A 22,662-nucleotide genomic window follows, 5' to 3' on the forward strand; every position below is an offset into this window, starting at 1 on the left:
AACACTATCTTATTTTAAGCACATTAATTGTCCACTTTTTGCTGACGATTTACAGTTTTACAAGTTTTGAAGCTTCTGTATTTATACGTCTTCTTGAAAGGATAGGTAAATGGTTAGCTTATGCTTTAATTCTTTTTAGTATTCTCCTATTTCTTGTTTACAGGAGTGAGAAGAAGAGGATTGAAAGGAAACAACAAAGTATGGAAATAGCAAATGACATTTCTACTACAAATACAATTAAATAAAAAAGCACTATTTTTTGAAACAGTGCTTTTTTATTTAGTTTCAGGATTCTTTATAAAACTAGAATCCTTAAAGAATTCTGCTAGACTTATTCCTATTGCATCACAAAAATCAGATAAAGTATAAATCGTGATTCCACGATTATCACTTAGATTTGTCCATCGATTAATAGCTTGTCTATCCTTTTCAGAAAGAGATGCTAAATCAACTTTTTTCAAACCCTTTTCTTCCATTAAAAAATTAATCCTGCTCTTAATCTTATCGCGTAATACTATATCTCTATCCTTTAATTTCGCCATGAAACAATATTAGAGTTAATTTTTGTTTACAGCGTAAACCATTTGGTTTACAAATATTTTTATAATACATTTGTTATAATCATTCTTTCTTACATTTTTGTAAACAAAAGAATTAGTCTTAATGACATATTACTGTATATAAGCTAAAGCTTACTTATTTCTTGCATTAGAAAACTACCAAATTTTTATTAGCAACAAGGAATATTAAGTACTTTAGCTCACGACCTAGGCGTGGGCTTAATATCACTTAGTATAATGTTGCAAGGTATTGGTAGTACCTCTAATGCATTTACAAAAGTGTGAGAGCTTGCGCCTTATTTTATTTAAATAGGTTCACTTTCTTATATTGGAAATACTTAAGTTTCGCTTTATATTAAACATACTACATACCTCTTATTCATACCGTCTCCCAATTAGGTATATAGAGGTTTTAAAACAAAGGTGGATTTGTTTAGTGTTCATATTTAATGAATGCTTTCAATACCTTATCTATCCTTAATGGACTTATCGAATGTTCTATTCGAGATTTTTTCAATTATTACATTTTATTATTTATCAAAAAACAATTAGTAACTAAACCCACATTTTAGCCTATGAATAAATTTTAGTTTAACTAAATCTTATCGCTGTAGATTGATTTAACATTAACTTTTTAAAGTTAGATAGCTACCCTATTATCTATTTAGTTAGAGTTATAACACATTTTACGCTATGTCTAAAAACAGTTTTTAGATGCGTACAGGACACTTATTGCCTTATAATTCATACAAGTTAAATTATTCATCCATTCAATTATAAGGCAAGGTTTTTTAGTTAGTTATAAAAATGCTATGAAAGGTTTTTCACTGAACTATTTATTAATCAATTTTTAAAACATTTTAATTATGGAGAAAAACCGCTTACTGTAGGGCTTTAGCCTAGGTTGGTTAATGTAGGCTTAGTCCTTAGTGAGCATTTTAAACAAAACAAAGAAATAGGATGGCTTAAAGGGATTTTAAGTCGTGCTATAAGTCCATGACTATCCCTTTGCTCTAGTTTGCATTTTGGGAGACGTGCTTTAGAGCTTGGGGATAGTTTTTATAAAAATATATATGAATTAAATATTACCAATTAACTAACCTTTTGATATAGGGCTTGTTTAAGTACTACGGCAATAAGAATCTTAATGATTTAAAAGCATTTATATCAAAATCAATTATAAACATTATGAAAACTCAAATTTTAACCTTTTTTGGTTCTAGGAAGGCTATACCGCTAATCTTTTTAGTTAGTTTATCTAGCCGTCCAATCTATGCCGTATCAAATGATAAACATTTGTTTTTTAGTGTATCTGAATTGCTACAAGATACAAAACAAAAACCAACTATAAAACTCTCAGGAACAGTAAAAGATTCCTTTGGTGCTCTTGGGGGTGTTATAGTAACAGTTGGGACAACAGTAGTTACAACTGATTTAGAAGGAAAATATACCATAGATATTACTTCTGGTGATAAGATTACCTTTTCAATGATTGATTATAAAGATCAGTCTATTGTTTTTGTTGGTGGTAATGTTCTTAATATAACCCTTAATGAAGATAATAATACACTTGATGAAATTGTGGTCAATGCAGGATATTATACTATTAAAGATCGTGAGCGTACAGGTAGTATCGCACGAATAACAGCTAAAGATATCGAGTTTCAGCCAGTAACTAATCCACTGCAAGCTTTACAAGGAAGAATGGCTGGAGTTAGTATTACGCAAAACTCCGGCGTTCCTGGTGGAGGATTTGATATACAGATACGTGGGAAAAACAGTTTAAGGCATGATGGAAACAATCCTCTTTTCATCATTGATGGAATACCATTTTTATCAAATAGTCAAACTTCCAATAGTATGTCTTCATCAATTCTTCCAAAAGCTAATATTAGCCCACTTAATTTGATGAATCCAAATGATATAGAAAGTATTACTGTATTAAAAGATGCTGATGCAACAGCTATATATGGTTCTCGTGGAGCAAATGGTATAGTTTTAATAACCACAAAAAAAGGAAGAAATGGAAAAACAAGTTTTACAATCAATTCGCAAACTTCAATGAGCAAAGTTGCAAATTTTGCTAAGCTGATGAATACTGAACAGTTTAATAAAATGAGAGAAATAGCTATTGAAAATGATAAATTAACTCCTAATATCCCTAAAACAGAATATGATATAAATGGAGCTTGGGACAAGTACAGATACACAGACTGGCAAAAAGAACTAATAGGAGGGACAGCGATAGATAAAACTATTCAATTAGGTATATCAGGAGGTAATGAGCAAACAAAATTCTTAATTAATGGAAATCACAATGAAGCATCCTCTGTATTTCCAGGAGATATGGGATATAAAAGAAATACAATCTTACTAAACTTAAATCACAAGAGTAACGATAATAAACTTGAAATTAATACATCAACTAATTATACTGTTTCTGACAATAATTTAATTGAAACGGATTTTACAAAAAAAGCTCTTACTCTAGCACCAAACGCTCCTGCCTTAAGAAATGAAGATGGAAGTCTTAATTGGCAGCATAATACCTTTAACAATCCTCTTGCTGAACTAGAAGCTAAATACAAAAACAATAGTAAATCCCTATTCTTAAACACAAATATTGGATATAGAGTCTTTGATGAATTACTTCTAAAAATTAATCTTGGAATATCAAACAGCTCTTTCTCTGAATCAATAATTAAGCCTCATACAACGACAAATCCCTCAAGAGGACTTACCAGTGCGGATTCTTACTCTATGATCAATACAGTTAATAACTCTTCATATATTATAGAACCTCAAATCTCTTGGAGTAAAAACTTCAGCAATCATTCCTTTGATATACTAATTGGAACCACCTTCCAAAATAAGGTAACTAATATAAATTCAATTACAGGTTTTGGTTATACTTCTAATGCTCTAATATATAATATTAGTTCAGCAAATAATATATATACAGATAATACTAGTGAACTTGAATATCGTTACAACGCTTTATTTGGTAGAATCAATTACATGTATCTCAACAAATACATTATGAATCTAACAGGGCGAAGAGATGGTTCGAGTCGATTTGGTAAAAACAATCAGTTTGGAAACTTTGGCGCTATAGGAGTAGCTTGGTTATTTAGTAATGAGAATTTATTATTAGACAAAAAATGGCTTTCTTTTGGTAAAATACGAGCAAGTTATGGAACAACTGGTAATGACCAAATAGGAGACTATCAATACCTTGATACCTATACAGCCTCAGGTCAAAAATATGATAATATTGTTGGCATATATCCATCAAGACTCCATAATCCTAATTTTAGCTGGGAAACTACAACCAAACAAGAAATTGCCTTAGAATTAGGTTTCTTAAAAGAGCGTATTAACACTACAATAACCTATTACAACAATCGCTCTTCAAATCAATTAGTCGGAATTCCTTTACCTGGAACAACAGGTTTTTCCTCTATACAAGCCAATTTGCCTGCTACAATAAAAAATACAGGTTGGGAATTTACTTTAAACACTACTAATATAATTAATAAAAACTGGAAATGGACTACAGACTTTAATATTTCCATTCCCAATAATAAACTAGTTGCTTTTCCAGGGTTAGAAGGTTCAACTTATGCAAATCAGTACGTGATAGGTAAATCTGTTAATATCAAAAAAGTATATCACTATGAAGGAATTAACCCTACAACAGGATTATATATGTTTACAGATTACAACAATGATGGAAAAATCACATCTGAAGACAAACAACAAGTTAAAGAAATTGGAGTTAAATTTCATGGAGGTTTACAAAATAACATTTCTTATAAAAATCTTAATCTTGGAATATTTTTTCAATTTGTAAAGCAACAAAACTATAACTACGATAGCCAATTACTAATGCCTGGAGCATTAGTAAATCAACCCATAGAAATGTTAAATAGTTGGTCTTCCAATAATCCAAACAGTAATTACAGTTTTTATGGGACAGGGAAAAATACACAAGCATATACCTTAACTAAATTAATCCCTGATAGTGACAGAGCAATTAGTGACGCTTCCTATATAAGATTAAAAAATATCTCTTTATCATATAGACTCGATATTTCAAAATCAAAAATAGAAGATATATTACTCTATTTTCAAGGGCAAAATCTTTTTACTCTATCAAACTTTTATGGAATGGATCCAGAACTTGTAATTCCAGGATATCTACCTCCTTTAAAAACTTATTCATTAGGCATTCAATTAACTTTTTAAATTTTAACACTATGAAAAACATACTTTTAAACAGCAAAAAGTTAATACTACTATTAACTATAGTAGTATTCATACAAGCTTGCGAAAAATATATTGATACTTCCCTACCCTCTAATCAAATAAATAGTCCAGAAGTATTTAACGATATTGCTACTGTTAAAGCTGCTCTATCTTCCATTTATACCAATGCTAGAAGTTCTTCAATTATATCAGGTGGGGTACTTGGTATGGGGTTAAATTTAGGGGTATTTACAGATGATCTAGAATGCTATTTCCCTCAGTCTAATAATACCGGAATATATGACCTGTATACAAACAATTTATTAGCCTCAAACAACTCAATTTCTAAACTTTGGAATAATTCCTATAACCATATCTATTCTATTAACCTCTTTATTGAATCCTTAACAAAATCAACCAACATTACATCAAAACAAAAAGAGGTATATTTAGGTGAAGCCTATTTCTTACGTGCTTTATACTACCACTATCTAGTACAAATCTTCGGTAATATTCCATATACCACAAGCACTAATTATAACTATAATTCTAATATTTCAAAATCTTCTTTTGATCAAATACTAATAAAAATTGAAGAAGACTTAAAATTAGCTATTGATTTGCTCCCTTTAGAATACAGAGGTAATGATCGAATATACCCTAATGCAGTAACAGCAGAGCTATTGTTAAGCAAAAATTATTTACTGCAAAAACAATACGATAAAGCAGAATTTTATGCTATGAGAACAATATCTAACCCAATATATACTTTAGAATACGATATTAATAAAGTATTTAAAAAGGATGCTAAAAGTACCTTATGGCAACTAAAGACAAGTTTAGATGGAGAAATCACAGAAGAATCAAGAACATATCTATTTAATCAAGGTCCTCCTACAAATTTTTCATTAACTGAAGACTTAATTAAATCTTTCAATACTAATGATCTAAGATTGAATAATTGGATTAGAGAGATAAAGTCTGATAATCAATACTGGTATCATGCTTATAAATACAAAAACACTTCAGGACAAAACAAAGATGAGTACTCCATTATCTTTCGTATTGAAGAAGCTTATTTCATTTGTGGTGAAGCATTAATTAAACAAAAAAAAATAGAAGAAGCGAAGTACTTTATAAATGAAATAAAAAGAAGAGCTAATACAGCATTGCTTCATAACCAATTAAATCAGGAAGAACTAACAGATGAGCTACTAAAAGAGCTTCGCAGAGAATTCTTTACCGAACAAGGGCATCGCTTTTTTGATCTTAAAAGAAACGCTAAGTTAAACGCACTCCAATCTTTGAAACCTAATTGGACAGATAAACACCAACTTTTCCCTTATCCAGAAAAAGAAACAATACTTAATCAAAATTTACTTCCACAAAATTATGGGTACTAAATTTAATATTATACAAACTATCTTTTTATTAACTATCTCTTTCTATGGCTATTGCATAGAGAGAGATAGTCTCTATGTTCATCCCAATTGGAATACTTTATCTATTAAATCATTAACTCCTAATGGAAAGTGGTCTATCATTACCAAATCATACCAAAATAATCAAGACTCTATTTATATAGTAAACTCAAAAACTAAAGAAAAAATTATTAAAACAAAAGTGCATTCATTAAACTTTTTAGATTCAGATTACTTAGCTTCAATAAAACTTGATACACTTGAAATACTTAATCTAAACACATATCAAGCAACTAAAATACAAAACGTATCAAAATATACAATATTGCAAAAATCCTATATCCTAATTACAAAAAATGATAGTAGTAGTCAAATCATAGATACTTTTGGCAAGGTACATTGGAGTTTTTCTATCAATTCATATTTTTTCTTTAATGAGTCAAAAACAAAGGTTTTCTATGCTAAAAAAGAAAAGTCTTCCAATCTATCATTATTGAGCCTTAATACCTTTGAAACAATAGTAATAGCTAAAATCACTGATTCTATCTTGTCATTTAATTTAAATGAAAAAGAAGAAGTAGCTTTAATCACTTATACTTCCGATACTGGAGTCATGCTACAATCCATTAATATTTCAGATAAACAAACCACAAATATTCCAATCTCAACAAAAAAAGGAAAGGTATCCGGTATACAGACAGCATTTCTAAATAAAAATAATATTTATATTCAATGTTATATTAAAAAACTACTTCCATCTCAAACAGAGGAAATAGTTGATGTATGGGATGCTTCTGACAAAAACATAGAAAGTAAAATGGAACCTAATCAAGAATTTTCAAAAGCTTATGTATATAACCTTGTAACTAAGGAAATGGATTCACTTTTGGAAAAAAATTTCAATGAAAGCATTTATATTAATCATTCTAATCGCTTCTTACTTTTTAATCGTTTTGAAAATGTAGATTACACTACATTCATTCCTTCAATAAATCTATACTTATATGATAATATTAAACAAAAAAGAGTTTTAATACAAGATTCTTTAAGAACTATAAATTCTAACTTATCATACTCCTCAAATGGTGATTATTTAGCTATCAAACCAAATAAAAAATGGGTTATTGTTAATACTAAAAACTTAAAAAGAACAAGTAGCAACCAAATAAAAAGTCAAGATAAAATATTTTGGAGCGAAAACTCTCACTTTGTTTATATCATAGGCGATGGTAATCTTTGGAAATACAATTACAAAACGAATATTACAGAGAATTTAACTAATTTTAAAAATAGAAATATAGATATCACAATTTTAAATAGTCAAACATACCCAAATCAACTTGCTCAAGGTTTTGGTGTTTTTCCAAGATTTGTTAAAACAGATACACCATTACTCTTTCTTGTAAAAAACCCAAACAACAATAATCAAACATTATACAAATTAGAAAATGGTTCTATAAAAACCGTCATTAAACAAATGCCTAATCACATTAGTAATATAACATGGAATCAAAATGTAGATACAATTATATACAAAACTGAAAATTATAATGCCCCTAGTAATATAGTAATTCAAGCTAAAGATGAGCCTGAATTATTATTCAATAACAATATTCCAAAAGAACTATATGATTGGCGAAAACAAATTATTGTTGATTTTAAAGATAAGTTCGGTAATCCTCTAAAAGGAATTCTTTATTATCCCAAAGATTTTAAATCTAATCAAAATTACCCAATGATTACGCATATCTATGAAGATCAATTTTATCTAGCCAATAAATTTGAATTTCCTACTTTCTTTAATTACAAAGGTTTTAGTATCCCTCTATTTACAGAATTAGGATACTTTATTTTTCTTCCTGATACAAATATTTCAGATGAAGGTCCAGGTCTATCCGCATTAGACTGTGTTACTTCTGGCATAGAAAAAGCTTTAGAAATAGAGCCATCTATAGATCAAAAAAGATTAGGTTTAATAGGACAGTCCTTTGGAGGATATAAAACTAATTTTATTATTAGTCAAACAAACTTATTTAAAGCTGCTATAAGTGGTTCTGCCGTCAGTGACTTAATAAACAACTACTATTCATACAATTACAACTACAATAAACCTGCTTACTGGAAATTTGAAAATGGACAATACAATATTAAAAAATCACCTGGATCAGATATAGAATTGTATATGAATAATAACCCTATAATTTTTGTTGATCGTATCAATACTCCTTTATTAACCTGGACAGGACTTGAGGACTATAATGTACATTGGGAACAAACAAGACTTTTATTTACTGCATTAAAACGATACAATAAAACACATGTTGCTTTATTTTATAAAATGCAGGGACATTCTCTTTCTACTCCTAAAGCACAAAAAGATCTAACAGTAAGAACCATTCAATGGTTTGATCAATATTTACAACCTAATACAGTACACAATACTGAATAAAAAAGACGGTGCTGTTTATCAACAGCACCGCTAATTATAATTCTAATGCATTACTTTTTGTAAAGCTTTTTAACACAAGATGTTCCTTGTAGTTCAAACAAGTTATGAGAAACTGAAGCGGATTCTTCCCATGTACATGTAGCTCCTTCAATAATTGTACAGTCTTCTTTTGGCATACACTGAGTTGGTGCTTCTGCATCAAAATAATACCCTACCCTATCATTTGGGTTTAAATTTTTGAAGGCATTTGTTGCAAACGCACTACCGATAGCAAGCGCGAATACTCCGATTGGCAGACCTGCTGATTTTAAAATTTTTTTCATAATACTAAAAATTAAAAGTGATTAATAGCTTATTTTTAAGGTTGAGCTAAACCTTACTGAAACTTGCTCGTTAGCGATCTGGCCAATTTGTAACGAACAAGATTCTTGTCAAATAGACCATAGAGATAATGGTCTGTAACAATTAAATCAGATAGCTTATCTTCCCCTAGGTGGTTGATGTAAAAGCTTCCTATATAACTGCTACTTGTAAAGCCATAGACATCTACAATACTGGCTTGTTTCCACATCTCTTGAGACTCGTTTTGCCCCTTTGAATTTGATATTATAAACAAGAGATTGCGATGAGCTATAACCTTTGAGTTACTAGCCTTTACAGGAGTAGTCATTTTATTTTCTCCTGTTGATAATTTAGCTGAAGTGATACTTTGGGTTTTAGTTGTATCTATAGTGTTTTGTCTGCTAAGTAATGTAAGGCGGTTATCAATTTGAATAAACTGATTCTTATAATAATAAGTGTAGATTAGTTGCTTATTTTCTTTACTATAAGTAATTACTCCATCGGTGTCAAACACTCCATCTGAATCACTTTGTAGTAAATCAGAATTGAGTTTTACTTTCGTAGTACTTTTTTGATCAATTACTCCAAGAACATTTTGGTAGTTCTTGCTACTTTGCCCTTTAAAGGCAATAGTAGTGGAATCTATTGGGGTAAAATCTGAAAAGTAAGCCTGTTTATAGCTTAGTATTTCTGTAGGTTGTTGTTTATTTTGATTATCCAGTCTTCCTTTGAATATTATAGAAATAGTCCCATCAGCTAAATAGAAGTTAGGGTACATTGTTTTGAATTTTAACTGAGTATAAGGTAGATGTAAAGAATCAATCTGTATCTGAAAGTCTTGTCTTTGAAGGTTTTGATTAATAGCAATATAGCGAAGTGGCGCTGTATAATTACCAAGATATACTGTATCATTATGGTAGCCTGAGAAGTAAAAAGAGTTTACTTTTAGATCAAGTGTTTGATCCTCCACTACTCCATGAGGTAAATACCTTCTTATAAAGGGATTTTCCTTTTTGATGATGTGTTCTGAAGAGAGAAAAAGTAGAATAACGATACCTATGCTTAATACAGTTAGTAAGAAGATAGATAGAATAAATCGTTTTTTATTTTTTTTATTATTCTCTTTATCATTTTCTTGGAAGTAGATAGCTACTAATCCCAAAATACATACAATGATATTAAACCATAGATGCTCTCTCCACCCCATCTTTTCAAGTATGCCTCCACAAGAACAAGGAATAAAATCGCTGTAGTTTAATATCAGATAGATATAAATGGTAAAAGCTACCATTAAACCGTAACTAAGATACAAACCGAAAGTCTTAGTCAGTTTTAATGTTAAAAGTAAAGCAATAACAAGTTCAACAATAATAACCAAATAGGCTATTGTAGTAGCGTAAGCGCTTAATAATGGGGACTGAGTCAGTTGAACTTGAAATGCTTCAAAAGTGATGAGTTTGCTTATGGCTGCATAAACAAAAAGTAATACAAAGAAATATTGTACAATAAGTGAGTATTTGGCTTTCATAGTATTCGCATTTTGGGATACCCAAACCTACAAATAGCTAAATACCAAAACAATACGTGTTTTACCTAATTTTCAATATACTTTAGTATATTATCTTCTGAAAAGGCTTCTTTAACCAAAATATTAGGTTCAACACCAATCTGATCAAGTACTTTTCCTTGACTTGTAACATACATTGCAGTGGGTAAAAACAATGTATAACCATCTCTTATTTTAAATTCTTCTGCATTTAGCATCTTACCAGCTGATTTCTTACCAATTATCATAGCCATTTTGTTTTCTTTAAAACCTTGTAAAATAGGCTCACAAGTACTTGCTGTTTTTTCATTGACCAAAAAATAAAGCTTTTGATACGGTATCGTATTTTTAGGTTCAACCTTTAAAACAATACCTTCTTTTTCTGAAATTCCTTTTAGGAGTAACTCGTAGTTTGCTTTACTAAAAACATCATATTGATTAAGTTCTTGCTGTGTTGGTAAACTTTTTTCTTTATTGTAGTATTTTCTTGTAAGAAATACCCCTCCTACTATATCCTGTTTTGCAAGTCGCTCTGCGAAAGTCATTCCTGCTTCAATACTCCCTCCTGAATTATCTCTTAAATCAATTACAAGATTTTTAAACTGCTTTTGAGCTACTTGATCTAAAACCTTATTCATATCTTCTGTAGTACCTGAAAAAGAGCCTATTTTCACATAGTACGTATCACTATCTAAGAATTTATGTGGAAAATTGGTAGTTTGGGATTTGATATATTTATCCCAATCCTCCCACGCAATAAAAGCACTGTAGTGCGAAAAACCTAAATCATTGCTGAAATAATAAAATCCCATTAAAAATTCTAAATCATCTCTGAACTTCTCACAAGAATTGTCCATCTGTTTTTTAAAAGACTGCCATTTTTTGGAGTCTAAAACAGATTTATTATATATCTTATCTTGAGTAATTTTTTCTATATCATGCCAAATTGCTTTATAATCTTTCTTTTTAATCTCTTGATTTAAATCTGAGTTAAATAGCCCTACAATCTCTTTTTTTCCATTGAGTAATTTTCCCTCTATCCTATCATTTGTCTTAATAGCCCTAAAGTAGAAATTACCAAACATTGTGGTCATGACTCCTTTTAAAGAATCACCTTTAACCTCTCCTTTTTGAATCTTTATTAAGCTTCCTCCCTCTAACTTTTTATTAAACAGACGAGCCATCCCAGCTTTCATTCCTCCTAAGATAAGTTTATCACTACCTTTTGGGCTTTCAGCAAAAAAAGTATTCTCTTGTTTATTAAATGAAAAATCGAAATGGGTTTGTACAACACCAATATCTTTCATTTTTAGCGTTGTAGGCCACTGTTGTGTCTCATTAGCCCTTGTACATCCTGTTATTGATGAGAAAAAAAGTAAAAAAAGACTTCTCATATAGATTTTAAATTTCATAATGGTTTACTTTAGTATAATTTGGTTTTCTAATAGATCATCGATTGCTTTTTGTTGATACGTAATATTATCAATACAATAACTATTCATGATTTTTACTTTGTTGTTCTGAATATAAATCAATAACGTAAAGAGCTCATTTGACATCTCAATACTTGCTAAGGTTAATTTATCAAATAGCACATTCACTGTATTGAATTTTAAAATATGGTATCGCTGAAAATTAAATGACAAATAATTTCCTCTTGGTTTTAAATCTTTGCTTTCTATTGTTTCTTTAGGTAAAAACTTTTCTAAATATAGCCATCCTTCCCATTGAGTAGGATACTTCTTAATACAATGCTCCAAGATTAAGAACAGCTTCTGAGTTGTCTGTTTTATATAAGATTCAGAATCTTGATTTACTTGTGAAATTGGTGTATTAAATATCAACTTTATTTTTCCCCAGTCCTCTCTTGGAGCAACAACTGGAATAATAGGTAAATTAAAACGAGAAGAAATATAGGCTATTCCCTTTCTTGCCAACACAATCTCATCCAATAATCTCACCTCTTCTAAGTTCTTATTATCGCGAAGTGGTACACCAGAATTTCCATCGATATAAAAAATTAAAGAATATCCTCTTTTTATATAATCTCTAATCTGCAAAATTGAATTCCTGTTCTCTGCATTTATGATTTGAAAATCAAAATTGAAAGCTCCTTTATATATTTGATTATTTAGCTTTTCTATATCCTGGTAGGTTTCGTCTCCTTGTTTGTCAATATATTGCTTATCTGTAATTAGGACAAAAGGTATTTGCTTCGCAATTAAATACATATTAATTATTCGATAAGAACCTACATGATATGTACAGTAGATTGTTGATTCTTTATTCTCTAACAATTCTTTACTTGTTCCATCATATACTATATCAATTGTATCTAAGAGCTCAACATATTTTTGATCAAAACTTGCCCAACTTTGGAAATACTTAACCTCTCTCGCAAAGTTCTCATGACTTTCTACAGTAAAAGAAATTTTATTTAAGTTCTGATCTATCTGATAAAAGTATTGCATCAATGTGGGGTTATTCTTAAAATCAGTTTCCATAAAGTATGAACGTGCACCTATAACCCACTCGTAATAACTATAAGGCAACTTAAATTCTGATATATTTTTGTCCATCTTAATTTTTGTATTTGTTATTTACTGTTCTGGTTAGTAGGTGTACTATTAGTTGTAATACTATATCTCCTGTTACACCTGTTTGATCTCTTTGTGGATCAACTTCAACAAGATCTATACCTACTATATTTAATCTTTTAAATAAGATATCAAGCATGGATATAACCTTATTAAAGGAAAGTCCATTGCTAATTGGATCTGAAACACCTGTTAATAAACTAAGATGAAATACGTCAACATCAAAGGTTAAATAATAGGACAAATCTGTATCGATAGCACTTAGCCAATCATTATTCTCTTGAATCTGAAAAGAACTAAAAAGCATATGTTTCTTATTTAATTCTCCTGTTAGTTGACAACCTTTCAAGCCTCGTGGCCCTAGTGTAATTACTTTTTTCACCCTATCAAGCTCTAATACCTTCGTTAAAAAATTACCATGATGGTTTACTGTAATATCCCCATAGAACTCATCAATTTCACTGAAGTAAGTATCCGAATGTGCATCAAAATGAATAATTCCTATATCATTATTATCACTTATTGCTTTTATTATCGGATAACTTATTGAATGATCTCCGCCTATTGAAAAAGGAATATTTTTATTCTTTACCAAATGGCTAATCAACCTATCTATTTTATGGAAATAATTACTTGGTGATTCTGTCAAATAATAAAACAGATCTCCAATATCTGTTGTATTATGAAACAAAGCTTCTTTATTAGATTCTAAAAGCTGCATATCCATTCCTATTAATTGTCCCAGCAGATTTGTATTTAAATGAGCTATATTAAATCGAGAAGAAATAGTCCTTAAGTAAGAAGGTGCTTTTTCTATACTTAATGAATTGATATTTCCCATAGCATAAGGAATACCCAACAAACATATTTTATTTCTTACTTCTATATATTCTTGAGCTTGAAGTCCAAAATAGGTTTGATTATGAAGGCGCAACAATGGTTCTACTTTATAGTTTTCCTTTGAAACAATTATCCGATTGTTAAGCAAAAAAATCCAAAAAGCTTTCTTTTCCTCTATAGTACTGATATCTATTCTACAAAAATCTACATAAGTAAAATCTACATTTTTAAAGGCATTGATTATTGAATAAGATTCAAAATTTAAAGCACATCTTTTAAGAGTTATCTTATTCTCAACAATAACTTCTTTCTCTATAACCTGAAAACTAATACACTTAGCGACTATATATACCATCTTTAAAAACAAAGATTCCTCCAAAGAATCATTATTACATTACTTTCTTTGGAGGAATAATTAACAACTAGTTTTCAATTCTAAATTGCAATCTAAATGACTGTGCCACATCTCCAACCATAGGATTCATTGGCTCTAATGTTTGAATTGTTTTTAATTCAACATCCACATCATTCCCATTACATCTATTACTACATCTCGCAGTTTCTTTCTGTAATGCTTCTGCATCATTAAAATCTAAAGTCGCAAGCCTTTGTTGAAAATCTTGAAACGATAATTTGTTACTTGTTAATTCCTCTGAGAATGAACCTACAACTAAGTTCTCTCCTGTAACATTTTTAAGTGTTTTCATAAAAATAGTTTTGATTGGTTAATAATATTAAACAAGGCCAAACTACCACATAGTAAACACTTAAAAAATACGTGTTTTTACGAATCCATAGTAGATATACTACTAACATAAATCATCTTCAGTGATGTAATGTCTGGTAATGGCAAAAATGATCACTCCAATGAAATTACTTGCTTCTGTCTTTTGCATGAGTATTTCCTTATGTTTCTCGATAGTACGAATACTAACATTCAACTTTTTTGCAATCTCTCTACCACTGTATTGGTTGGCAAATAGCCTTATAATCTCTACTTCTTTATCTGTGATAGTTACATCTTTAGTTTGCTGTTGAGTCTGTAAATATTTTACTAATTCTCTGATTTTCTTATCGTAATACACTCCTCCATTAAATACTGAGTGTATGGCCTTTTCTAACTGACCAAGCTCAATATTCTTAGTTAAATATCCTGATATATTATACCTAAGCATCCTTTCAATACTATATGAATCATTAAAACTACTAAGTATAAGAACATTTAATTCAGGATATTTTTCATTTAATCGATGAGCAATTTGGAAACCATCCATAACAGGCATTTGAATATCTAAGAATAAAATATCCACCTTCTTTATTTTCAATGATTCAAACAGTTCTATACCATTTGTACATTTAAAAACTACTTCTATACCTTCTACTTGAGAAAGAAGAAAAGAAAAACTTTTTAAAAAAAGCTTATGATCATCTACAATACCTATTTTAATTGCCATCTTTCTTTTTTATTTTTAATTGAATGATATTACTACAGTCATTGGATTGATGAATAATTTCAGCCTTTATTTGTTGTACCCTTGTCTTAATATTACTTAACCCTAAACCTACTTCTTGTCTTTTTAAATCAGCATTAAGATCGTATTTTATTCCGTTATCTTTAATTGATAATATCATATACTGTTCATACCATTGTAAAGATACATCTGCATAAGTAGCTTGACTGTGTTTTATGATATTCTGAATTAACTCTTGTACTATTCGATAGATTTCTAATCGTTCAAGTTCACTAAGATTAAACGTCTGATTATCTGAGGTAAAAGTTATATCTATAGAAGTAACTCTGGATATTCTAATTAAATAACTACTTAAAATTAAGTTGATGGGATTACCCTTAATCAGTGGCGGAGATAAATTATAACTAATTCTCAACACCTCGTCATAACATTGAGAAACACTTTCTTGAATATCTATAATAGTTGTAGCAACTAAATCCTTGTCTTTTATTAATTTGAGAACACTAACAAAGTTTTTCAAAGTGGCTAAATCACCACAAAGTCCATCGTGTAATTCTTTAGCAATTCTCGCTCTTTCCTTATGCTCTACTAATAAATTTGTTCGAAGCTGTTCGGCAAGCTGTTCATTGCGGTATTTATTTAAATTCTTCTGATAGATGATAACTAATATTACCACCATCATACAAAGTGATATCATAATAAAAGTTCCCAGCCAAAAAAGTATTTTTAATTCATTTTCCATACGCCTATAGATAATAAAATTCTTAAAATTAAACTGGCAATAATATTGACAAGCCAATAATCGTAAAAAAATAATTCACTCTTATACAAATAATTAGATAACACGAACAAAGAAATTGTTGTACTATAATAGAAGAAAAGTCCCATAACAATAAAAAAAGTACTTTCTTGATATAATCTCAGGATTAGCTTTTGATCAAATACTTGCTTCACCCAAAGAAAGCTACAACTAATAACAAATAAAGTCATATAAGATTTATTAAGACTCTTCGACACTAGAATCATTTCATTATTTAAATAGATAAATGATAAAATGTAAACTACTAGAAAAAGACCTAAGCCAATTATAAAAAACCGCCTAGGTCTCTGTGTAATTAAATTCTTAAAGAGATAAAATACAGCCAAGAATTCAAACAAGGAGTGTATCTGATACCAATGAGTCACTTTCATCTGAAGTTGAATAATTACAACATATTCATAGATAGACGAAAATGCAATTAATGTTATAATTGGTATAATGGCTTTATTACATACAATATCCTTTCTCATAACAAGAAAAAGTAGCATTGGAATCCCTCCTGCAATTAAGGCTATATATAATATCAGACTGTATATCACTCTATTTTTCTAACTAATTGACTTTTCTTTGGACATAAATGAGGACAAGTCACTAATTCATCAAGCATGATTCCACTAGTTAAATCTTCTCCGCTTTCATCAACTCCGACTAAAACAACATTACTTTGATTCGTTTTCACATTTAGACCAGGATAAACACGTAATCCTACGCATCCTTTTTGCTCTAATAACTCATCTAACTTATCAAGTCCAACAAAATAACTATTAGGTTTTTCATTGTTTTGTTCTTGATAAGAATGTGTCAGATCAACTGCCTTTTCAAGGCTAATTACTGTTCCTGAATTTTTGTTAATTTCCATAAAACTAAACATTTAAAAGTTAATTATGTAAATGTTTATAATTTTCAAATAATAAACAATACGTGTTTTCCGCATATTTATTCGGAATAAACGTATTGATTTTTAAATTGGCATTGCTTTATTTTAATAGGCCAATAAAATCAGAGAAAAAACAGGGTTAAACGTGTCAGTAATTAACCAACCTAAACTCAATAATTATGACACAAACTGCTCTTTACACAAGTGTATTAAAGACAATCGAATCAAAGGAAATTGAATTAAACTTACTTGACTCAACTTCTATTTCAAAAGCTTACGAAATGATTCAATTTTTAAGGCTCTTACTTATAAACCTAAAACAAGAAATACTTCAAGTGGGGTTCAAAAATCAAATAGATGAGATTGATTTTTTTAAAGTAATTAAACCTCAAGTCTTAGGCAAACTAATCTTTTACAACAAACTTTATTCTATAGAAACAAGTTGTCCAATAGATATCGTTGTTAAAAATAAATACTATCATAAGCATCTAGAAGAACTAAACCATGAGTATAAGAAGTATTTTGCCTATAATGACTTTTATAAATACTATAATGCTAATCGAACAGATAAAGACATAGAATATTTTACCCTGGGTAAAACAGATTTACTCATTGGAATTAATAGCTTTATCTTTGAAATAGATGCTCAGTTCTCAACTTATTATGACTATAAGATAGCTCGAATCTTATCTCATGATTTACTTCAAAACTACCTTCATGAAAAAATACAAGAATATGATATTAGTACTAATCAGATAATATCTTCTAATTTAGTGTGGTCAGAATCCCAAAATGCGCTCATAGAACTTATCTACGCACTTTATCTATCAGGATCTATTAATAATGGTAAAGGAGAAATACGCAAAATAGCGGTGTTGTTTCAGCAGGTATTTGGTATAAAGCTCTTGGATATACATCATGCTTTTCATAGAATGAAAACAAGAGCTAAATCCAAAACGTGTTATTTGGATAAATTAAAAGAAGTATTAGAGAAGTATATGGATAAGTACTAGTAAAATATCATAGACTAGCCTTTAATTATTTGAACTAGTCTATGATATTAGTTATCTCAATTAATCTAATTACATTTACTTTTCTAGAACTAATAAATTAACTAACAAGGAAATAACAAATATGAACCTTATCAATTCAGCGGTGGTATTGTTAAGACAAAAGGTAGATTTGACTTTGGAATAGATTTATTCTACCTAACACAAATGAGCCATAGAGAAAGAGATCCAAGACCTAAGAGTACATCATCTGATTTAAGACTAAAGGCAGGTGTTGCCTATAGTTTATTTAAAGATTATAAATTGGGGACTTTTGCTCAAGTATTAACTAATAAGCAAACCACTTCTATTATTTTCTTTAGTGAAGTAGCACGAGCTGACCTGTATAAAATGAATGGAATAGGTGACTATAATTTCTATTTTAGCACTAAGTCTAGCCAAGCTAAATACACTAGTGATGCATATAAAACAGGTTTAAGTTTGAGCTCTTTAAAAGAAGGTGATTTTGTTGTTAGTGTTATTTTCGGACAACGCAATTTAACTAAAGTAGCCAGCACTATAAACGCAAACCACGATATCAATAAATAAAAGCAGAATGAATGGTCCCTTTATTTAAACAAAGGCTTTTCTTTTGACCAGCATCGTATAGTAGCTAATATTACCTATGATAAATTAGATAAAAAAGGGAGTTCTATTCTATATTCTAATGTAAGCAATGAGTTTTCTAAAATATTAGAATCTGAAAATTACAGTTATAAAACAACACTAGCTAAAGGAGAAATACTTTATCTAATTACAAGATGATTTGCTGTCTGTAATTCCTTATTACGCGCTTAAAGAGATAAAGGAATCAACCTTTGATTCTAAAAAGTATCGCAACTTTAAATATGGAATCTTTGGACTACAAGGTCGATATGTTAAAAAATTTAACCCGAAAGATGTAGTAACCTTTAGTGCAGATATGCAAAAAAGAGAAGTAAATAAGACAAACTACAGTCTAGGAAATTCAGATATAACTCCATCCATTAAACAATGGCTAGACAGTGATTATGCTATTTACAACAGTGCATATCTCAACTATAGCGCAAGTGTTAGATATGATCAAAAATTAAGTCCTAAAATAGGAGGATACTTAAAATTAGATTATAATAATCTACAATACAAATCTCAAAAATCTAATACATATATAGGCTTTACCACAGGAATTACTTTTTAGACTACTACAATAAAATAAAGATTAATATAATAATTGGATTGATTGGATTTACATGTTTTTTCCTATACAGCTTTGACAAGATATAAATAAACTAAAACCCTGAATAACAAAATATTATAAATTATTATAAAACCGATATATCTCAGTGACCTACCCCATTTATAGACCCAGGAGTAAATTAGACAGAAATGCAAAGTATCAAACGAGACTCTCTCTATTTTGAAAACCAAAATAAACCTGAGGTTATCTTAGGAAAGATGCTCTTTTTTGACCCTAAATTATCTAGGTCTGAACAGATATCATGTAGCTCTTGTCACGATCCTGAAATGGGATGGACTGATAGAAGAAGAGTGGCTCTTTGCCACGATCATTTAAAGGGCAAGCGAAACACCCCAAGCTTATACAATATAGCTGATAGAAAAATTTTCTTTTGGGATGGTCGAGCTAATAGCATTGAAGAGCAAGCCTTAGGTCCATTAATTGCTCATAATGAAATGGCTATGAATCTAGATATACTACCAAAACGATTAAGCAAAATAGAAGGTTATGCGCCTTTATTTAAAGCTGCCTATAACGATACTGTTATCACAAATAACAAAATCATCAAAGCATTAGCTGCCTTTCAAAGAACTATCAAAAGCCAACCTAGCAGAGTAGATTATTTCATCGATGGTAAATACAACTACCTCACTGATCAAGAAATTTATAGGCTGCATCTATTTAGAGCAAAAGGTAGATGTATGAATTGTCACTTTGGGAAAGACCTAACTGATGATTCTTTCCATAATATTGGACTAACTTATTACAAGCGTTTCTATGAAGATTTAGGACGTTATAATGTAACTGAAAATCCTGATGATGTAGGTAAGTTTAAGACACCTTCACTACGAGATTTACTCAATACACGTCCTTGGATGCACAATGGTCTTTTTTGACGATTTACAGGGAATTGTCAACATCTACAACAGTGGTATGCATATGATAGATCCAACAAGCTAACAAAAGCAAATAGCCCTCACTGACTCACTTATGAAACCTTTAAAACTTAGTAGAGAAGAAACCAAAGCAATTGTTGCTTTTCTATAAGCCTTATCAGGGAGTCGTTTGAAAATGGATAGACCTGATTTTCCTAGATAAAACATATATATAATAAAAAATACTACAAATAAAAAAGCTCCCTGTGAAGGGAGCTTTTAGGCTAATACTGTTGTTTTAGATCCAACAGCGGGGATCGGCCGAAAAAAAAATTGATTTGTTGCTTTATTAAACTACGTATTCAAAAATTGATATTCTAAAAAGTCTATAGTTCGATAATTATAAACTCGCTACGTCTATTTAACTGATGTTCTTCTACGGTACATGGTACTCCATTACTACATTTGTTCTGTAGCTGTGTCTCCCCATATCCTTCTCCTGTAATTCTACTTCTCTCAATGCCTTGATTCACCATCCACTCTACAGTAGACTTCGCTCTGCGATCTGATAACTTAAGATTGTAGTTATCATTTCCTCTACTGTCTGTATGTGAGCGAACATCTATCTTCATCGTTGGGTATTCTTTTAATACCTCTACAACTTTGATTAGTTCTGCTGCTGCATCTGGGCGAATATTAGATTTGTCAAAGTCAAAGTAAATAGGATTTAGTTTAAGCTTCTTAAATAAATCATCGTTCACTTTTACAGGTTCTAAAGTCTTCTCTAGTCCTATATCTACTCGTTTTACTCCTTGTTGACGTTCTACGATAAATACAACTTCCACTGTATTATACTCTTCTTTCTCAGCTTTAATACGATATTTCCCTCCACAATCTAATAAATTAGACAGATAATATCCTTTTGCATCTGTAATAATTGTATCTGTCTGCTGATAAAGAGCATCTGATAAAATCACTCTAGCATTAACTAATGGCTCTTTAGTCACCTCGTCATACACTATTCCTTCTAAAGCTTGCTTACAAGGTTTTTCTTTAAAGAAATAAATATCATCTCCTCCACTAGCTCCTGGTCTATTAGAACTTACAAATCCCTTGTGAGATTTGCTATCCATATACAAACCAAAATCGTCAAATGGGCTGTTAATTGGCGTTCCCATATTAGCAACCTGACCAATGCTTCCATCTACATTAATCTTAGCCACAAACATATCTAATCCTCCTAATCCAGGATGACCATCTGATGCAAAAAACAAGAAATAGTCTTCTGATATAAATGGAAAGGTTTCTCTACCTGCTGTATTTACTTTAGCACCGATATTCTCTACATTGCCATATTCACCTGTAGGATAAATAGCTACTCTAAAGATATCTGATTGCCCCAATGTCCCTTTTCTATCTGAAGAAAAATAAAGCCAATTACCATCCGGTGTCAAACTAGGATGGGCTGTATTGAAATAATCCGAGTTAAACGGAAGCTCCAATACCTGTTCCCACAAGCCATCCTCGCCTTTAGTAGCTTTATATATCTTTAATAAAGAAGATTTGTCCTTATTGTTTCTTCTCTTTCCCTTTTCACTAGAGTTATTTCTTGTGAAATACATAGTATTACCATCCTTTGTAAAGACAGCTGTTGCATCATTTACTCTAGAGCTTATCTCCTTAGCGAACTGCTTAGGCTCTGAGAAAGTCCCGTCAACATTAATTGTACTACTGTATAAAGCTGTAAAGCTCTCATTAGTCCACTCATGAATAGCCTTATCTACTTCTTGATTACGAGCTGATGTAAAAATTAATTCATTGCCTAATATAGCAGCTCCATAATCCGAAAACTCTGTATTAATACTCAAAGCCTTTATATTATACAAATCTTGTTTGTCTTTTATCTTTTGCAAATAATCCTTATTTTCTTGAAAAAGTTGTGCTCGAGAATCATTAGCTTCCAATATAGAAAACTCTTCCATTTTTTGTTTAGACTTGTCATAACTCTCTACAGACTTAAGCGTCTGTGCATAACGATAGTAATATTCTGATGGAATTGGCTCTTTTCCTTTATCGCCATACTCTCCATCAAATAAAGTTTCATACCACTTATTAGCTTCAGGTAACTTTCCATTAAAATAATAAGCATCCGCTAACTTCTTTAGCATATCTGCGTTAGTATATCCCTTGTTTGCGATGCGTTCATAAATCTTGATCGCATCTACATAAGCCTGAGTTTGATATTCTTTATCCGCTTTCTTCTCTGCTACTTTCTGTCCATAAGTATTAATACCTACAAGAAGCAACATTGTCAAAAAGCTTATTTTTAATAGCTGTTTTTTCATAGTTT

At 30.3% G+C, this 22,662-nt stretch carries 16 protein-coding genes and 3 pseudogenes; 8 read left to right on the plus strand and 11 right to left on the minus strand.

The genetic code is table 11. The annotated features are described in order from the left end of the window. A pseudogene (locus AABL81_RS12515) lies at window positions 1-245 on the plus strand (hypothetical protein); the annotation flags it as partial. A 30-nt stretch (window positions 246-275) separates the two neighbouring features. On the opposite strand, the gene AABL81_RS12520 reads toward AABL81_RS12515, so the two are convergent. Beyond that, window positions 276-542, minus strand: coding sequence for a helix-turn-helix domain-containing protein (locus AABL81_RS12520; protein ID WP_341341206.1), 267 nt, complete (start codon window positions 540-542; stop codon window positions 276-278). A 1,206-nt stretch (window positions 543-1,748) separates the two neighbouring features. Between AABL81_RS12520 and AABL81_RS12525 the strand changes: the two genes are divergently transcribed. The 3 genes from AABL81_RS12525 to AABL81_RS12535 are packed head-to-tail and all read left to right on the plus strand — an operon-like array spanning window position 1,749 to window position 8,678. Then, the gene (locus AABL81_RS12525; RefSeq protein ID WP_341341207.1) at window positions 1,749-4,808 is read left to right on the plus strand and encodes a SusC/RagA family TonB-linked outer membrane protein; all 3,060 of its coding nucleotides are present in this window, start codon (window positions 1,749-1,751) and stop codon (window positions 4,806-4,808) included. An 11-nt stretch (window positions 4,809-4,819) separates the two neighbouring features. Next, a complete protein-coding gene (locus AABL81_RS12530; RefSeq protein WP_341341208.1) occupies window positions 4,820-6,211 on the plus strand; it encodes a RagB/SusD family nutrient uptake outer membrane protein in 1,392 nt (463 codons plus the stop codon). Beyond that, window positions 6,201-8,678, plus strand: coding sequence for an alpha/beta hydrolase family protein (locus AABL81_RS12535; RefSeq protein WP_341341209.1), 2,478 nt, complete (start codon window positions 6,201-6,203; stop codon window positions 8,676-8,678). Before AABL81_RS12530 ends, AABL81_RS12535 begins: the two co-directional genes overlap by 11 nt. Before the next feature lie 50 nt (window positions 8,679-8,728). Here the strand turns inward: AABL81_RS12535 and AABL81_RS12540 are convergent, their stop codons facing one another. The 9 genes from AABL81_RS12540 to AABL81_RS12580 form a co-directional block, all read right to left on the minus strand. After that, on the minus strand, window positions 8,729-9,001 hold the full coding sequence (locus tag AABL81_RS12540; protein ID WP_341341210.1) for a DUF6520 family protein: 273 nt from the start codon (window positions 8,999-9,001) through the stop codon (window positions 8,729-8,731). A gap of 53 nt (window positions 9,002-9,054) precedes the next feature. Then, window positions 9,055-10,548: a MauE/DoxX family redox-associated membrane protein gene (locus AABL81_RS12545; protein WP_341341211.1), complete on the minus strand. Its 1,494-nt coding sequence runs from the start codon at window positions 10,546-10,548 to the stop codon at window positions 9,055-9,057. A 65-nt stretch (window positions 10,549-10,613) separates the two neighbouring features. Further along, window positions 10,614-11,978 carry a S41 family peptidase gene (locus tag AABL81_RS12550; RefSeq protein WP_341341212.1) on the minus strand — a complete coding sequence of 455 codons (1,365 nt, stop codon included), beginning with the start codon at window positions 11,976-11,978 and terminating at the stop codon, window positions 10,614-10,616. A 6-nt stretch (window positions 11,979-11,984) separates the two neighbouring features. Then, window positions 11,985-13,145: an LpxL/LpxP family acyltransferase gene (locus tag AABL81_RS12555; protein ID WP_341341213.1), complete on the minus strand. Its 1,161-nt coding sequence runs from the start codon at window positions 13,143-13,145 to the stop codon at window positions 11,985-11,987. A gap of 1 nt (window position 13,146) precedes the next feature. After that, complete coding sequence (locus AABL81_RS12560; protein WP_341341214.1) at window positions 13,147-14,358, minus strand: arginase family protein; 1,212 nt, start codon at window positions 14,356-14,358, stop codon at window positions 13,147-13,149. Window positions 14,359-14,425: 67 nt separating this feature from the next. Next, window positions 14,426-14,710 carry a hypothetical protein gene (locus AABL81_RS12565; protein WP_341341215.1) on the minus strand — a complete coding sequence of 95 codons (285 nt, stop codon included), beginning with the start codon at window positions 14,708-14,710 and terminating at the stop codon, window positions 14,426-14,428. 102 nt (window positions 14,711-14,812) lie between these two features. Further along, on the minus strand, window positions 14,813-15,457 hold the full coding sequence (locus tag AABL81_RS12570; protein WP_341341216.1) for a response regulator transcription factor: 645 nt from the start codon (window positions 15,455-15,457) through the stop codon (window positions 14,813-14,815). Further along, window positions 15,447-16,157 carry a sensor histidine kinase gene (locus AABL81_RS12575; protein WP_341341217.1) on the minus strand — a complete coding sequence of 237 codons (711 nt, stop codon included), beginning with the start codon at window positions 16,155-16,157 and terminating at the stop codon, window positions 15,447-15,449. The genes AABL81_RS12570 and AABL81_RS12575 overlap by 11 nt, the downstream gene beginning before the upstream one ends. 673 nt (window positions 16,158-16,830) lie before the next feature. Further along, on the minus strand, window positions 16,831-17,154 hold the full coding sequence (locus AABL81_RS12580; protein WP_341341218.1) for a hypothetical protein: 324 nt from the start codon (window positions 17,152-17,154) through the stop codon (window positions 16,831-16,833). Window positions 17,155-17,351: 197 nt separating this feature from the next. On the opposite strand from AABL81_RS12580, the gene AABL81_RS12585 reads away from it, so the two are divergent. The 4 genes and pseudogenes from AABL81_RS12585 to AABL81_RS12600 form a co-directional block, all read left to right on the plus strand. Then, window positions 17,352-18,185, plus strand: a complete 834-nt coding sequence (locus AABL81_RS12585) for an RteC domain-containing protein (protein WP_341341219.1) — start codon at window positions 17,352-17,354, stop codon at window positions 18,183-18,185. Between the two features lie 120 nt (window positions 18,186-18,305). Then, window positions 18,306-18,770, plus strand: a pseudogene (locus tag AABL81_RS12590) (DUF6850 family outer membrane beta-barrel protein); the annotation flags it as partial. Window positions 18,771-18,987: 217 nt separating this feature from the next. Further along, complete coding sequence (locus tag AABL81_RS12595; RefSeq protein WP_341341220.1) at window positions 18,988-19,398, plus strand: DUF6850 family outer membrane beta-barrel protein; 411 nt, start codon at window positions 18,988-18,990, stop codon at window positions 19,396-19,398. A 149-nt stretch (window positions 19,399-19,547) separates the two neighbouring features. After that, window positions 19,548-20,484: pseudogene (locus AABL81_RS12600) on the plus strand (cytochrome-c peroxidase); the annotation flags it as partial. A 214-nt stretch (window positions 20,485-20,698) separates the two neighbouring features. Here the strand turns inward: AABL81_RS12600 and AABL81_RS12605 are convergent. Continuing rightward, on the minus strand, window positions 20,699-22,657 hold the full coding sequence (locus tag AABL81_RS12605) for an OmpA family protein (protein ID WP_341341221.1): 1,959 nt from the start codon (window positions 22,655-22,657) through the stop codon (window positions 20,699-20,701). Window positions 22,658-22,662 lie beyond the last annotated feature (5 nt).

The organism is Myroides sp. C1519, assembly GCF_038039755.1.
Classification (GTDB): domain Bacteria; phylum Bacteroidota; class Bacteroidia; order Flavobacteriales; family Flavobacteriaceae; genus Flavobacterium; species Flavobacterium phaeum_A.

Excerpts from the sequence above, each read along its gene's own strand:
- AABL81_RS12605 (WP_341341221.1), bottom strand. The coding sequence starts at position 22,657 with ATGAAAAAACAGCTATTAAAAATAAGCTTTTTGACAATGTTGCTTCTT.
- AABL81_RS12555 (WP_341341213.1), bottom strand. The coding sequence starts at position 13,145 with ATGGACAAAAATATATCAGAATTTAAGTTGCCTTATAGTTATTACGAG.
- AABL81_RS12530 (WP_341341208.1), top strand. The coding sequence starts at position 4,820 with ATGAAAAACATACTTTTAAACAGCAAAAAGTTAATACTACTATTAACT.
- AABL81_RS12570 (WP_341341216.1), bottom strand. The coding sequence starts at position 15,457 with ATGGCAATTAAAATAGGTATTGTAGATGATCATAAGCTTTTTTTAAAA.
- AABL81_RS12585 (WP_341341219.1), top strand. The coding sequence starts at position 17,352 with ATGACACAAACTGCTCTTTACACAAGTGTATTAAAGACAATCGAATCA.
- AABL81_RS12540 (WP_341341210.1), bottom strand. The coding sequence starts at position 9,001 with ATGAAAAAAATTTTAAAATCAGCAGGTCTGCCAATCGGAGTATTCGCG.
- AABL81_RS12545 (WP_341341211.1), bottom strand. The coding sequence starts at position 10,548 with ATGAAAGCCAAATACTCACTTATTGTACAATATTTCTTTGTATTACTT.
- AABL81_RS12550 (WP_341341212.1), bottom strand. The coding sequence starts at position 11,978 with ATGAAATTTAAAATCTATATGAGAAGTCTTTTTTTACTTTTTTTCTCA.
- AABL81_RS12525 (WP_341341207.1), top strand. The coding sequence starts at position 1,749 with ATGAAAACTCAAATTTTAACCTTTTTTGGTTCTAGGAAGGCTATACCG.
- AABL81_RS12535 (WP_341341209.1), top strand. The coding sequence starts at position 6,201 with ATGGGTACTAAATTTAATATTATACAAACTATCTTTTTATTAACTATC.
- AABL81_RS12560 (WP_341341214.1), bottom strand. The coding sequence starts at position 14,358 with ATGGTATATATAGTCGCTAAGTGTATTAGTTTTCAGGTTATAGAGAAA.
- AABL81_RS12580 (WP_341341218.1), bottom strand. The coding sequence starts at position 17,154 with ATGGAAATTAACAAAAATTCAGGAACAGTAATTAGCCTTGAAAAGGCA.
- AABL81_RS12575 (WP_341341217.1), bottom strand. The coding sequence starts at position 16,157 with ATGATGGTGGTAATATTAGTTATCATCTATCAGAAGAATTTAAATAAA.
- AABL81_RS12565 (WP_341341215.1), bottom strand. The coding sequence starts at position 14,710 with ATGAAAACACTTAAAAATGTTACAGGAGAGAACTTAGTTGTAGGTTCA.
- AABL81_RS12520 (WP_341341206.1), bottom strand. The coding sequence starts at position 542 with ATGGCGAAATTAAAGGATAGAGATATAGTATTACGCGATAAGATTAAG.